This is a genomic window from Pseudomonas sp. MF06569 (assembly GCF_059862735.1).
On sequence record NZ_JCBCUZ010000008.1, the window covers coordinates 102,222 to 116,983 of the forward strand.

The 14,762-nt window shown below is 58.1% G+C and carries 11 protein-coding genes; 5 read left to right on the plus strand and 6 right to left on the minus strand.

Annotated elements, in window-relative coordinates:
* Positions 1 to 20: 20 nt before the first annotated feature.
* On the plus strand, positions 21 to 2,291 hold the full coding sequence (clpA, locus tag AC19YQ_RS10625) for an ATP-dependent Clp protease ATP-binding subunit ClpA (RefSeq protein WP_019828501.1): 2,271 nt from the start codon (positions 21 to 23) through the stop codon (positions 2,289 to 2,291).
* 54 nt (positions 2,292 to 2,345) lie between these two features.
* Here the strand turns inward: clpA and AC19YQ_RS10630 are convergent, their stop codons facing one another.
* From AC19YQ_RS10630 to aat, 6 genes are all read right to left on the minus strand, one after another.
* Entirely contained in the window at positions 2,346 to 3,974 is a 1,629-nt protein-coding gene (locus AC19YQ_RS10630; RefSeq protein WP_500595087.1) for a Na/Pi cotransporter family protein, read from the minus strand.
* 95 nt (positions 3,975 to 4,069) lie between these two features.
* The gene (mgtA, locus tag AC19YQ_RS10635; RefSeq protein ID WP_500595088.1) at positions 4,070 to 6,784 is read right to left on the minus strand and encodes a magnesium-translocating P-type ATPase; all 2,715 of its coding nucleotides are present in this window, start codon (positions 6,782 to 6,784) and stop codon (positions 4,070 to 4,072) included.
* 228 nt (positions 6,785 to 7,012) lie between these two features.
* Complete coding sequence (locus AC19YQ_RS10640) at positions 7,013 to 7,252, minus strand: hypothetical protein (protein WP_046809210.1); 240 nt, start codon at positions 7,250 to 7,252, stop codon at positions 7,013 to 7,015.
* A gap of 555 nt (positions 7,253 to 7,807) precedes the next feature.
* Complete coding sequence (infA, locus tag AC19YQ_RS10645; protein ID WP_002553999.1) at positions 7,808 to 8,026, minus strand: translation initiation factor IF-1; 219 nt, start codon at positions 8,024 to 8,026, stop codon at positions 7,808 to 7,810.
* 98 nt (positions 8,027 to 8,124) lie between these two features.
* Positions 8,125 to 8,832, minus strand: coding sequence for an arginyltransferase (locus AC19YQ_RS10650; protein WP_500595089.1), 708 nt, complete (start codon positions 8,830 to 8,832; stop codon positions 8,125 to 8,127).
* A gap of 54 nt (positions 8,833 to 8,886) precedes the next feature.
* Positions 8,887 to 9,567: a leucyl/phenylalanyl-tRNA--protein transferase gene (aat, locus tag AC19YQ_RS10655; protein ID WP_500595090.1), complete on the minus strand. Its 681-nt coding sequence runs from the start codon at positions 9,565 to 9,567 to the stop codon at positions 8,887 to 8,889.
* 363 nt (positions 9,568 to 9,930) lie between these two features.
* On the opposite strand from aat, the gene ftsK reads away from it, so the two are divergent.
* Genes ftsK through crcB form a run of 4 tightly spaced genes read left to right on the plus strand, consistent with a single transcriptional unit; the run spans position 9,931 to position 14,756 of the window.
* A complete protein-coding gene (gene ftsK / locus AC19YQ_RS10660; RefSeq protein ID WP_500595132.1) occupies positions 9,931 to 12,372 on the plus strand; it encodes a DNA translocase FtsK in 2,442 nt (813 codons plus the stop codon).
* 38 nt (positions 12,373 to 12,410) lie between these two features.
* Positions 12,411 to 13,031: an outer membrane lipoprotein periplasmic chaperone LolA gene (lolA, locus tag AC19YQ_RS10665; protein WP_133078174.1), complete on the plus strand. Its 621-nt coding sequence runs from the start codon at positions 12,411 to 12,413 to the stop codon at positions 13,029 to 13,031.
* Between the two features lie 28 nt (positions 13,032 to 13,059).
* Entirely contained in the window at positions 13,060 to 14,385 is a 1,326-nt protein-coding gene (locus AC19YQ_RS10670) for a replication-associated recombination protein A (protein ID WP_048350824.1), read from the plus strand.
* The gene (gene crcB / locus AC19YQ_RS10675; RefSeq protein ID WP_133078176.1) at positions 14,382 to 14,756 is read left to right on the plus strand and encodes a fluoride efflux transporter CrcB; all 375 of its coding nucleotides are present in this window, start codon (positions 14,382 to 14,384) and stop codon (positions 14,754 to 14,756) included. The genes AC19YQ_RS10670 and crcB overlap by 4 nt, the downstream gene beginning before the upstream one ends.
* Positions 14,757 to 14,762 lie beyond the last annotated feature (6 nt).

The following is a 14,762-nucleotide window of genomic DNA, read 5'->3' on the forward strand; positions in this document are numbered from 1 at the left end:
CTTGGGTATGAGGTGAAGCCATGTTAAATCGCGAGCTCGAAGTCACCCTCAATCTTGCCTTCAAGGAAGCCCGCTCCAAACGTCATGAGTTCATGACGGTTGAGCATCTCCTTTTAGCGCTTTTGGATAATGAGGCGGCCGCAACCGTTCTACGCGCCTGTGGCGCAAACCTCGACAAACTCAAGCATGACCTGCAAGAGTTTATTGACTCCACGACACCCCTTATCCCTGTCCACGACGAAGACCGCGAAACGCAGCCAACCCTGGGTTTTCAGCGTGTCTTGCAGCGTGCCGTATTCCACGTGCAGAGTTCCGGCAAGCGTGAAGTGACGGGGGCCAATGTACTGGTTGCCATCTTCAGCGAGCAGGAAAGCCAGGCTGTGTTCCTGCTCAAGCAGCAGAGCGTGGCGCGCATTGATGTGGTCAACTTTATTGCCCACGGCATTTCCAAGGTCCCGGGGCATGGTGATCACACTGACAGCGATCATGAGATGCAGGATGAAGAGGGCGGCGAGTCGTCGTCTTCAAGCAATCCTCTGGATGCCTACGCCAGCAATCTGAACGAGCTGGCCCGCCAGGGTCGCATCGATCCGCTGGTAGGGCGCGAAATGGAAGTTGAGCGCGTTGCTCAGATCCTGGCCCGTCGTCGCAAAAACAACCCGTTGCTGGTCGGTGAGGCAGGTGTGGGTAAAACCGCGATTGCCGAAGGTCTGGCCAAGCGCATCGTCGACAATCAAGTGCCTGACCTGCTGGCTAACAGCATCGTCTACTCCCTTGATCTGGGCGCGTTGCTGGCGGGTACCAAATACCGCGGTGACTTCGAGAAGCGCTTCAAGGCGTTGCTCGGCGAGCTGAAAAAGCGTCCGCAAGCGATTCTGTTTATCGACGAAATTCACACCATTATCGGTGCTGGCGCGGCTTCTGGCGGCGTGATGGATGCCTCCAACCTGCTCAAGCCCTTGTTGTCTTCGGGCGACATTCGGTGCATCGGCTCCACTACATTCCAGGAATTTCGCGGAATTTTCGAGAAAGACCGTGCCCTGGCGCGACGTTTCCAGAAAGTCGATGTGTCCGAACCTTCGGTTGAAGACACCATTGGCATTCTGCGCGGGCTTAAAGGTCGTTTCGAGCAGCATCACGGTATCGAATACAGCGATGAGGCCCTGCGTGCAGCGGCTGAGCTGGCTTCGCGCTATATCAATGACCGTCACATGCCGGACAAGGCCATCGATGTGATCGACGAGGCGGGCGCCTACCAGCGTCTGCAGCCGGTCGAGAGCCGGGTCAAGCGCATTGAAGTGGCGCAGGTGGAAGATATCGTGGCGAAAATCGCCCGTATTCCGCCAAAACATGTCTCTGTCTCTGACAAGGAACTGTTGCGCAACCTTGAGCGCGACCTGCGTCTGACCGTATTCGGCCAGGACGCGGCAATCGATTCGTTGTCCACGGCGATCAAGTTGTCCCGTGCCGGGCTCAAGTCGCCAGACAAGCCTGTGGGTTCGTTCCTGTTCGCAGGGCCGACCGGTGTCGGTAAAACCGAGGCCGCGCGCCAGTTGGCCAAGGCGTTGGGGATCGAGCTGATCCGTTTCGACATGTCCGAGTACATGGAGCGTCACACCGTATCGCGTCTGATTGGTGCGCCTCCGGGCTATGTCGGTTTCGATCAGGGCGGTTTACTGACTGAAGCCATCACCAAGCAGCCTCATTGCGTGTTGCTGCTCGACGAAATCGAGAAGGCCCACCCTGAAGTCTTTAACCTGCTGTTGCAGGTCATGGATCACGGCACGCTGACCGATAACAACGGGCGCAAGGCTGACTTTCGCAATGTGATCGTCATCATGACCACCAACGCGGGGGCTGAAACGGCTTCTCGGGCTTCGATCGGGTTTACGCATCAGGATCATGCTTCCGATGCGATGGAAGCGATCAAGAAGAGCTTCACCCCCGAGTTCCGTAACCGCCTGGACACCATCATCCAGTTTGGTCGCCTCAGTCACGAGGTTATCAAGCACGTGGTGGACAAGTTCCTTACCGAACTGCAAGCCCAGCTGGAAGACAAGCATGTGCAGCTTGAAGTGTCGGATGCGGCTCGCGGCTGGTTGGCGGCGGGTGGCTATGACGCTCTGATGGGCGCACGCCCAATGGCGCGCTTGATCCAGGACAAGATCAAGCGTCCGTTGGCCGAGGAAATTCTCTTTGGGGAACTGGCCGACCATGGCGGTGTAGTACACATCGACCTGGAGAATGGCGAATTGACCTTCGAGTATGAAACCTCAGTCGAAATGGCTTGATGTGACATCGCAGTAAAAAAAAGGCGCCTTCGGGCGCCTTTTTGCTGTCTGTAATCAGGTGGTCGGGCTCAGCGCGGTGTTGCGCTCCAGTACCGGGTAGCCCAGGGCGGCAATATGGTGATGAACGCGACGGTAGTCGCGCAGCACGCGCTGGAAGATGTCTCCGGATTCTGCCCATGCCGTCTTGTCATTCTGCAGCTTGCGAAAGTGTTCGCGGCTGGCTCTTGCTTCCAGCTTGCGCATGGTCTCTTTGTGGCTGATCAGTGCATCGGCAGCGGCTACGTCTTCGCGCAAAAACGCGGTAATGGCCAGGTTCAGGCTGTCCAGCAGGGCCAGGTGCATGGCCTGGATGTGAATCAGCTCGAACGAAGAGAAGCGTTCACCCCGGCGAGTCCTGCGAATAGCGAGCTGCGCCAGGTTGTTCAGGATGTCACCGGCATGTTCCAGATTGATCACGAACATCAGGATTTCCTGGGCGCGGTCGGCATCGGCATCGCTCAGGCCATCCTGGCCGATGTCGGCAAGATAAGCGCGGATCGCCGCACTTAGCAGATCGATGGAGTGATCCAGCTGGCGCACGTTGTCCATCGTGCGCTGGTCGGGTTTCTCGAACAGCTGCAAGACCTGGTTAAGCATCAGGGATGTCATGTCCGCCAGGCGCAAGGCTTCACGCACACTGTTGGACAGTCCGATATTGGCCACTTCCAGCCCGGCTTCGTCCAGATACTGCGGCATGCCCGGGTCTGCTGGCGGTTCTTGTTGTGGAAACAGGCGGGTCAGCAGGCGAGCGCAAGGTTCGGTCAGGCCGATAAACACCACTGCCAGCACCAGGCTGAACGCGGTATGCAGGTAAACAACCCAGTGCGCGAGACCGATATCGGTGCCAGCCAGCCAGGTGGCCATCAGCGGCAGGCATGGCAGCAAGACCAGGGTGCCCAGCAGGCGGATCAGCAGGTTGCCCACCGGCAGGCGTCGCGCGACTGGCGAACTGGCGCTCATCACAGACGGCAAGGCGCCGCCGATATTGGCGCCGAGCATCAGGGCGATGGCGGTGACCGGGGTCATCATGCCTGCGCCCGCCAGCGAAGCGATAAGCAGCACAACCGCGACACTGGAGTGGCAGATCCAGGTCAGTAGCACGGCGGCGAGCACTGCAATGACCACATCACCTTCCAGACTTTGCATCACGGCGCGAAACACCGAGGTTTCTTCCATGTGACCCAGGCTGGCGCTGAGCAAGCCCAGGGCCAGCAGCATCAGGCCCAGACCAATCAATGCGCAGCCAACGCTTTCATGGCGCGAATCATCGCGCAGGCGAAAGATGATAAAGCCCACCAGCAAAATGACAGGCATCGCCAGGGAGGTATCGAAGCTCAGCAGCTGCACCACCAGGGTCGAGCCGATGTTGGCCCCCAGCATCACGGCCAGGGCTGGCGCCAGGCTCAAGGTGCCTGCGGCGGTAAACGAGGTTGCCATCAGGCTGACTGCCGTACTGCTTTGCAATACGCCGGTGATACCCATTCCGGAAATCAGCGCCATCCAGCGGTTATTCAGATTGCGCCCCATCCAGTTGCGCAGTTGGGTGCCGAAACCGCGCAGCAGGGCTGTAGAAATCATGTGGGTGCCCCATAGCAAAAGTGCGATGGCGCCCGCGAGGTTGAGTAACAGAGTGGTTCCCGACATGAGGAATCTCCACAGTACAAATAGTCAGGTTTTACGAGGTCGTAATACGAAGGCATGGGCTGGCGCAGTGTTGCGCCAGCCCATGGCGGTTCAAGTCAGTACCACTGCTTGAAACGACGGATGTAGATGGTTTTCATCAGTTGCGCGACGCAGCAATAGCTGAACAGGGTGGCAACCAGCCAAGGGAAGTACGACAGCGGCAGCGGCTCCAGGCCGACCATGGTGCCCAATGGCGAGAACGGCACGTAGATCCCGAGCACTATCACAATGATGGTCATCATGGTGACAGGCCATGCGGCAGTGCTCTGGAAGAACGGGATCTTGCGGGTACGCAGCATGTGGACCACCAGGGTTTGCGACAGCAACCCCTCGATAAACCAGCCGGACTGGAACAGGGTCTGCATTTCCACGCTGTTGGCCGAGAACACGTACCACATCAGGGCGAACGTGGTGATGTCGAAGATCGACGAAGTTGGCCCGATCCAGATCATGAAGCGCCCGATGTTCTTGGCGTCCCACTTGCGTGGTTTTTGCAGGTATTCCTTGTCCATCTTGTCCCACGGCAAGGCCAGCTGAGAGATGTCGTACATCAGGTTTTGCAGCAGCAGGTGGATCGACAGCATCGGCAGAAAAGGGATGAAGGCGCTGGCCACCAGCACCGAGAACACGTTGCCGAAGTTGGAGCTGGCAGTCATGTTCAGGTACTTCATGATATTGCCGAAGGTCTCACGTCCTTTGAGCACGCCTTCCTCGAGCACCATCAGGCTCTTTTCCAGGAGGATGATGTCAGCCGACTCTTTGGCGATGTCCGTGCCGCTGTCCACCGAGATGCCAACATCGGCGTCGCGCAGGGCGGGGGCGTCGTTGATGCCGTCGCCAAGGAAGCCCACGGTGTGGCCGTTGGCTTGCAGGGCTTTGAGCACCCGGGATTTCTGCAGTGGGGTGAGCTTGGCGAACACCGTGCGCTGTTCGACCTCCAGTTGGAGTGCGGCGTCGTCCATCGTCTCGATCTGCGGGCCCAGCAGCGGTGTGCCGGGTTCCAGGCCCACCTGACGGCAGATCTTGCTGGTGACAACCGCGTTGTCACCGGTCAGCACCTTGACCGCTACACCAATATCTTGCAGGGCGGCAATTGCCGGGCCGGCCGTCTCTTTTGGTGGATCGAGAAAGGTCAGCAAGCCGCGGATCACCAGATCCCGCTCGTCTGCAGTGTTGTATTGCTTTTGCGCCTGGGCCTCGGGGATTTCGCGGGTGGCTATCAGCAGTACGCGGAAGCCATCCTCATTGTACTCGGTGGCCAGTGCCAGCAATTGCTCGCGGCGTGTGGCATCCAGTGCAACGCGGGTGTCGCCTTCCATGACATGGGTGGCGATGCCGAGCATTTCTTCGACGGCGCCCTTGCACACCAGCAGGTGGTCCCCTCGGGTGTCCTTGACGATGATCGACAGGCGCCGACGCACGAAGTCAAAAGGCAGCTCATCGACTTTGCTGTAGTTGAGCGGCGCATTGAACTTGGGATCCTGCCGTGAAAACTGCACCACGGCCTGATCCATCAGGTTGCGAATGCCGCTTTGGTGATGGCTGTTGAGCCAGGCCAGAGCCAGTACCGACTCATCGCGTTGGCCGCTTGGATCAACGTGATGCTCAAGGATGATGTGGTCCTGGGTCAGGGTGCCGGTCTTGTCGGTGCACAGCACGTCCATCGAGCCCAGGTTCTGGATTGCATTCAGACGCTTGACCACCACTTTGCGCTTGGCCATGGCGGTCGCACCCTTGGCCAGGTTGGCGCTGACAATCATTGGCAGCATTTCCGGAGTCAGGCCAACCGCCACTGCCAGGGCAAACAGGAAGGCATCGCCCCAATCGCCCTTTGAGAACCCATTGAGAAAAAACACGATGGGCACCATGACCAGCATGAAGCGGATCAGCAGCCAGCTGACGCTGTTGACCCCGCGGTCGAACGCGGTTTGGGTGCGAGAGCCGACGATTGCTTTGGCCAGCGAGCCGAAGTAGGTGCGCGGACCGGTGGCCACCACTACGGCCCGGGCGGTGCCGCTGACCACGTTGGTGCCCATGAAGCAAATGTTGGGCAAGTCCAGCAGATTGCTCTGGTCGGCCGCGGTGCTGGAGGCGGACTTTTGTGTCACATCCCCCAGGGTGTCGTATTTCTCCACGGGCAAGGCTTCGCCGGTGAGCACGGCCTGGCTGATAAACAGGTCCCGGGACTCGATCAGGCGGATGTCCGCCGGGATCATGTCGCCCGCTGACAGCTGCACGATATCCCCGGCGACCAATTCGCGCATCGGCACCTCATGGACAGAGGTTTTGCCGCTGGCTGTGTCCCGCCGAACGACGGTGGCGGTGGTGCGGACCATGGCCTTGAGAGCTTCGGCGCTCTTGGCAGAGCGGTGTTCCTGCCAAAAACGCAGCAGGCTGCTGAGGCCGACCATCAAGCCAATGATGATGACTTTGGTCAGGTCGCCTTCTTCGCCATCGCGCTCCGGCAGCCAGTAGTCGGTGACAAAGCTGATAACGCCCAGGGTCAGCAGCACATAGATGAAGGGGTTGTGCAGGGCCAGCAGAAATTGCACCAGGGCGTGAGGTGGCTTGTCGTGAGCCACCTCGTTGTAGCCATCGCTTTGCAGGCGTTCGGCGGCGTCCTGCTCGATCAGGCCTGCGGTGGTGGCGCGTACATTGGCCAGGGTGGCAGAGAGACCGTTCTGGGCTTCCCGAGCGGCACGCATGGACAGTTTGTTATTGTCGCTGGCGTTGTTCTTGTCCCGAACTTCAGTGTTTTTTACGGCGCTCATGATGAGTACTCCTGTCGCCAACTCTTGACCAAGCATATGTTGATTTGCCTTTTAAGAGGCGAGCCAATATATGCCGAGTCGCAAACTTCGCAATCGGTTTAGTTGAAGTGTTAAGTGCGCTTTATATTCCCGCGGCGGCGAGGTAATTAATACTCGCGCAGCGGGTAACTACTGGCTTCTTCCATAAGGAACTCCAGTTCATTAACAACTGTTTTAATGGGGTGGAACTTAGCGCAAAAAGCGACTCTGCGGGTCCTGAGAGTCGGCCATGCTCCAGCGCTGTTCCAGTTGGCCGGTGGCCGGACTGACGCGCCATTGCACCTGGCGGTGCGCAGGTTTTACACCGGTTACGGGGATGGAGAAGGGGGATTTTGCCGAGCGAGCATAGGTGGGCTCGCGGGACAGTTTCACGCGCATGCTGGAGGCAAAGGCGCGAACGCCGGGTAGAACATGGGTTTTAAAGGTCATAACACACCTCGTGACCGGACTGCTGCCGGTGAGGTCGTTACGTTGGAGCGTCAGGCTCTAGCGCAGTTGACCCCGCCGTGCAGGCGAGTCCCGTCAATGTCTGGGTTGGGCGTCCGGATCTCCGTTTTAACAGTGACCGGACAGCGACTAGATACTGTGTCCATTGGCTTCTTTTGTGAAGTTTATAGGCGGCCTGAATGACCGACCTGTGCAATCTACTCAGTGGGTGGTGGCGCGTCAACTTTAAAACCCGATAAGTGTGGCTGGTACAGCATCGGTTCAGGAAGTTTGAAAGTTATTGGAGTGGTTCGCCGGGCAGGTCATTAATATGACAGGGAAGTTACAGGTTTAGAAGTTTGAAGTGTGCAGCACTCATTGTGGGTACGGGATATTCGCCTGGCCACACACACCTTGTGGGAGCGGGCTTTGCGGTTAAGCTGGAATATCGCGCCGCTTGCATCGCGGGCAAGCCCGCTCCCACAGGTCCTGGGTACAGACTCAAATCGCAGACAAACAAAAACGCCCGGCAGAGCCGGGCGTTTTGTATTGACTTGATTAGCGAGCGCGGTAAGTGATGCGCCCTTTGCTCAAGTCATAGGGCGTCAGCTCGACGCGCACTTTGTCACCGGTAAGAATACGAATGTAGTTCTTGCGCATCTTGCCGGAAATATGCGCGGTTACGACGTGCCCATTTTCCAACTCCACACGAAACATGGTGTTGGGCAGGGTGTCGACGACAGTGCCTTCCATTTCGAAGCTGTCTTCTTTCGACATGCAGTAAAGCCCTCGGTGTCCAATGAATGGCCCGGTGCAACTGCGCCAGGCAAAAGCGGCGTGCATTGTGCCCGAAAAATGGGGTTTAAGCCAAGGGTTCAATCAAGAGAGCTCCATCTCTGATTAATCAGCAGCTCAATGGGCCTGTATTCGGTCTTGTAATTCATCTTTTTGCAGTTCTTGATCCAGTACCCCAGGTACAGCGCATCCAGCCCCAGGCGCTGCGCTTCTGCAATTTGCCAGAGAATGCCGTAACGCCCCAGGCTGCGCCGCTCTTCGTCAGGGTCGTAGAAGGTGTATACGGCAGACAGGCCGTTGGGGAGCACGTCCGTGACGGCAACAGCCAGCAAGCGCCCGTCCAGGCGGAACTCGTAGAACTTGGAGAATGCGAGGTCGCGTACCAGGAATGTCGAAAATTGATCGCGGCTGGGTGGGTACATGTCGCCGTCGGCATGCCGTTGCTCGATATAGCGCTGGTAAAGGTCAAAGTTCTCTTCGCTGAAACCAGGTTTTACCGGTCGGACCTGTAAATCGGCGTTGCGCTTGAAAATGCGTTTTTGCTGACGATTGGGCTTGAACCGGACGACAGGAATGCGCGCGGGGGTGCAGGCATCGCACTTCAGGCAATGGGGGCGATACAGATGGTCGCCACTGCGCCGAAAACCCATTTCGGACAAATCGGCATAAACCTGCACATCCATCGGCTGACTGGGGTCGAGGAACAGCGTGGTGGCCTGTTCGTCAGGCAAGTAGCTGCAAGCGTGAGGTTGAGTGGCATAAAACTTCAGACGCGCCAGCTCGGTCATGATGGGCCCTCGGGAAATCTTTAAATTAAGTGTAAGCCAGTGTGTAAAAGTCGCCTATAAAACCCACTGTGCAGTTGTGGGTTGATCCAGGTGCTGGTGCAAATAATCGGCGAATTGCTGACTCGGGATTGAACGTGCGCCCAGGCTCTGCAGGTGATCAGTCGGCATCTGGCAGTCAATCAGCACAAAGCCCCAGGCCTTGAGGTGTTTGACCAGAGTTGCAAATCCGAACTTTGACGCGTTGTCGGCACGGCTGAACATGGACTCGCCAAAAAACAACTGGCCCATTGCCAGGCCGTACAGCCCGCCCACCAGTTCGCCGTCATCCCAGACCTCAACCGAATGGGCATGGCCGCGAGCGTGAAGTTCGATGTAGGCGTTTTGCATGTTGTCGGTAATCCACGTGCCGTCCGCATAGTCGCGCGGTGCTGCACAGGCTTGAATCACGGCGGCAAAGTCACGGTCAAAGCTGACTTGATAGCGCTGCTGGCGCAACAGCTTGCCCAGGCTGCGGGACACGTGCAGCTCTTCAGGAAACAGCACTGTGCGCGGGTCAGGTGACCACCAGAGGATCGGCTGGCCTTCGCTGAACCACGGAAAGCAGCCGTGACGGTAGGCCTGGATCAGTCGGTCTGCCGACAGGTCGCCACCTGCGGCCAGAAGGCCATTGGGTTCGCGCATGGCTTTTGCCAAGGGCGGAAATGTCAGGGTGTCGCGTTTTAACCAGGTCAGCATGGCAATCAGTCTTACAGAAGAAGGGAAGGGCGGCTGCAACTCTGTCGCGCAAGTGCGGTCTCAGTCGATCTGCCAATGAAATGCGAGCTCTGTTTTGACGGTGGTATAAGTCTTTGTCACAAAAGGTAATACATGCTCAAATTGGCGCTTCCCGGCCAGTTTCGGGACGAATCGGACCGCACCTTGAGCCAGCATGGCATCAACGGCTCAAACCCGTACAATGGCTGGCCTGTTTGAGCTGATCTAAGCTACACCCACCTTGCAGCAGGTTACTGCTGGCAAAATAATACAAGGCTGGTTTCATTTCACGTTTGAGCGTGTCGCCTGTTCGATACGAACAGTATTTTGCAGTCACATTAGTCAATTAATAGTTGGGCGCGCCACAGGCGCAGGAAAAGACCCGTTTTGAAGAAATCCACAGCAGCACCCAAAGCAGTTCCTCTCTGGCGTCAGCAATTGCACTACCGACTCAAGGAAGGTGCATTGATCGCTATCGGCGCCCTGTGCCTGTTCCTGATCATGGCCCTGTTGACCTACGGCAAGGACGATCCCGGCTGGAGCCATAACAGCCGTGTCGTGGATGTGCAGAACTTTGGTGGGCCAGCCGGCTCCTACAGTGCAGACATCCTGTTTATGGTGCTTGGCTATTTTGCCTACATCTTTCCGTTGCTGCTGGCGGTCAAGGCGTACCAGATCTTCCGCGAGCGGCATCAGCCCTGGCAGTGGAGCGGGTGGCTGTTCTCGTGGCGCCTGGTTGGTCTGGTGTTCCTGGTGATCTCGGGCGCAGCCCTTGCCCATATTCATTTTCACTCTGCCGTGGCCCTGCCTGCAGGCGCGGGCGGTGCGCTGGGCGAAAGCCTGGGTGATCTGGCCAAGAATGCGCTGAATATCCAGGGCAGTACCCTGTTGCTGATTGCGTTGTTCCTGTTTGGCCTGACGGTCTTTACGGACCTTTCATGGTTCAAGGTCATGGATGTGACGGGCAAGATCACCCTTGACCTGTTTGAACTCATCCAGGGTGCGGCCAATCGCTGGTGGTCCGAGCGCAACGAGCGCAAACAGCTTGCTGCCCAACTGCGCGAAGTCGACAGCCGGGTCAATGAAGTGGTTGCCCCAAGCGTTTCCGACAAGCGGGAGCAGGCCAAGGCCAAAGAGCGTCTGATTGAACGTGAGCAGGCGCTGACCAAGCACATGTCCGAGCGTGAAAAGCACGTACCGGCAGTTATCGCGCCAGCGCCGCCCAAGGCACCTGAACCGAGCAAGCGTGTACAGAAAGAGAAGCAGGCGCCGCTGTTTGTGGACAGCGCGGTTGAAGGCACGTTGCCGCCGATCTCGATTCTTGACCCTGCTGAAAAGAAGCAACTCAATTATTCCCCTGAATCCCTGGCGGCCGTTGGCCATTTGCTTGAAATCAAGCTCAAGGAGTTCGGGGTTGAGGTCACGGTGGACTCCATTCACCCCGGCCCGGTCATTACCCGCTACGAAATCCAGCCTGCTGCCGGGGTAAAGGTCAGCCGCATTTCAAACCTGGCCAAAGACCTGGCGCGTTCTCTGGCTGTGACCAGCGTGCGGGTGGTTGAGGTTATTCCGGGCAAGACCACGGTCGGTATCGAGATTCCCAACGAGGATCGTCAGATCGTGCGCTTCTCCGAAGTGCTGTCGACCCCTGAATACGACAATGCCAAGTCTCCAGTGGCCCTGGCCCTGGGCCATGATATCGGCGGGCGTCCGGTGATCACCGATCTGGCGAAAATGCCGCACTTGCTGGTGGCCGGTACAACCGGTTCCGGTAAGTCTGTAGGCGTTAACGCCATGATCCTGTCGATTCTGTTCAAGTCTGGCCCTGAAGACGCCAAATTGATCATGATCGACCCGAAGATGCTTGAATTGTCGATCTACGAAGGCATCCCGCATCTGCTGTGCCCGGTAGTGACGGACATGAAGGATGCCGCCAACGCCCTGCGCTGGAGCGTTGCCGAGATGGAACGCCGCTACAAGCTGATGGCCAAGATGGGCGTGCGTAACCTCGCCGGCTTCAACCAGAAGGTCAAGGACGCCCAGGACGCTGGCGAGCCCCTGGTTGACCCGCTTTACAAGCGTGAAAGCATTCACGACGAAGCCCCGCTGTTGGTGAAGTTGCCAACCATCGTGGTAGTGGTCGACGAATTTGCCGACATGATGATGATCGTCGGCAAGAAGGTTGAAGAGCTGATCGCCCGTATTGCCCAGAAAGCACGGGCGGCGGGTATCCACTTGATCCTCGCTACCCAGCGCCCGTCGGTGGACGTGATTACCGGCCTGATCAAGGCCAACATCCCGACCCGTATGGCGTTCCAGGTATCGAGCAAGATCGACTCGCGCACCATCATCGACCAGGGTGGCGCCGAGCAACTGCTGGGCCACGGTGACATGCTGTATATGCCGCCCGGCACCAGCCTGCCGATTCGGGTGCACGGCGCGTTTGTTTCCGACGACGAAGTACACCGTGTGGTCGAAGCCTGGAAGCTGCGAGGCTCCCCGGACTACAACGAAGACATCCTTGCCGGCGTCGAAGAGCCTGGCAGCGGTTTTGATGGTGGCAGCGAAGGCAGCGATGACGCTGAAACCGATGCGCTCTATGACGAGGCCGTACAGTTTGTACTCGAAAGCCGTCGTGCCTCTATTTCTGCGGTACAACGCAAGTTGAAGATCGGTTACAACCGCGCTGCGCGAATGATTGAGTCCATGGAAATGGCCGGGGTCGTGACCTCGATGAACACTAATGGCTCGCGCGAAGTACTGGCGCCAGCCCCGATGCGCGATTGATCTGCCCCACGGCATCTAACTAATCAATGAGGATCTCCATGCGTTTTGTCAGCATGCTGTTGCTACCGGTACTGGCTTTTTCTTCGCTGTCGGCCCATGCCGACGCCGAGAGTGTGAAACGTCTTGGCCAACTGTTGGGCTCCGACACCATCACCGCCCGTTTTTCCCAGCTGACCCTTGACGGTAGCGGCACCCAGTTGCAGGAAACTGCCGGTGAAATGTCGGTAAAGCGTCCGGGCTTGTTCTACTGGCACACCGACGCACCGCAAGAACAACTGATGGTCTCCGATGGCCAGAAAGTCTCGCTCTGGGACCCGGATCTGGAGCAGGTCACGATCAAAAAGCTGGATCAGCGCCTGACCCAGACCCCAGCCTTGTTGCTGTCGGGTGATGTGTCGAAAATCAGTGACAGCTTTGACATCACCTCCAAACAGGCCGGTGACGTCATGGACTTCACCCTCAAGCCCAAGACCAAGGACACCCTGTTCGACTCCCTGCGCCTGTCCTTTCGCGGCGGCAAGATCAACGACATGCAGTTGATCGACAGCGTGGGTCAGCGCACCAACATCCTGTTCACCGGGGTCAAGGTCAACGAGCCGATTCCTGCGTCCAAATTCAAGTTCGATATCCCGAAAGGGGCTGATGTCATCCAGGAATAAGCCCTGGAAGAGGTTTCAAGCGCTGCCCATGGATCTGTTTCGAAGTGCCCCGATTGCCCAGCCTCTGGCTGCCCGTTTACGTGCGGCCAATCTGGACGAGTACGTCGGTCAGGAACACCTGCTCGCCCGCGGCAAGCCCTTGCGTGAAGCGCTGGAGCAGGGCGCGCTGCATTCGATGATTTTCTGGGGGCCGCCGGGGGTGGGTAAAACCACCCTGGCGCGACTGCTGGCAGAAGTGTCGGATGCGCATTTCGAAACCGTTTCGGCGGTGCTGGCCGGGGTCAAGGAGATCCGCCAGGCCGTCGAAATCGCCAAGCAGCAGGCGGGCCAGTATGGCCGGCGCACCATCCTGTTTGTCGACGAAGTGCATCGCTTCAACAAGTCACAGCAAGATGCCTTCTTGCCCTATGTTGAAGACGGCACCCTGATTTTTATCGGTGCCACCACCGAAAACCCATCCTTTGAACTGAACAACGCATTGCTTTCGCGGGCGCGGGTCTATGTGCTCAAAAGCCTCGACGAAGCGGCCCTGCACAAGCTGGTGCAGCGCGCGCTGACTGAAGACAAGGGCCTGGGCAAGCGTGACCTGACCCTCAGCGATGAAGGTTTCCAGATATTGCTGCGGGCGGCTGACGGTGATGGCCGGCGCTTGCTCAACCTGCTGGAAAACGCCTCGGACCTGGCTGAAGACCACAGCGAAATCGGCACCGATCTGTTGCATAACCTACTGGGCGATACCCAGCGTCGTTTCGACAAGGGTGGCGAAGCTTTTTACGACCAGATTTCGGCGTTGCACAAGTCGGTGCGTGGTTCCAATCCGGATGGTGCCCTGTACTGGTTTGCGCGAATGATCGACGGCGGATGCGACCCGCTGTATATCGCCCGGCGCGTCGTGCGCATGGCCAGCGAAGACATCGGTAACGCCGATCCACGGGCCTTGAGCCTGTGCCTGTCGGCCTGGGACGTACAAGAACGTCTTGGCAGCCCGGAGGGTGAGTTGGCGGTGGCCCAGGCCATTACCTATCTGGCCTGCGCGCCCAAAAGCAACGCGGTGTATATGGGGTTCAAGGCCGCACTGCGCAGCGCCGCCGAGTATGGTTCGCTCGAAGTCCCGCTGCATTTGCGCAACGCGCCGACCAAACTGATGAAGCAGCTGGGGTATGGCGACGAATACCGTTATGCCCATGACGAACCGGACGCCTATGCCGCTGGCGAGGACTATTACCCCGATGAGCTGGAGCCGTTGAACCTGTATCAGCCTGTCCCTCGGGGCCTTGAGCTTAAAATCGGTGAAAAGCTTAAACACCTCGCCGCACTCGATCGAGCCAGCCCCAAACAGCGGAGAAAACCTTGATTCCATTGGTGGTTGCAGTCTCGGTGGGTGGCATTGCGGGCACCCTGTTGCGCTTTGCCACAGGAAACTGGATCAACGCCAATTGGCCGCGGCACTTTTATACCGCGACGTTGGCCGTTAATATCGTGGGCTGCCTGCTGATTGGCGTCCTGTACGGACTTTTTCTGATACGCCCGGAAGTACCGATTGAAGTCCGCGCCGGGCTGATGGTCGGTTTCCTGGGTGGCTTGACCACTTTTTCATCCTTTTCACTGGATACGGTGCGCCTGCTTGAAAGCGGGCAGGTGCCACTGGCACTGGGCTACGCGGCCCTCAGCGTATTCGGCGGGCTGCTCGCGACGTGGGCTGGCCTGTCCCTGACCAAACTTTGATAACGA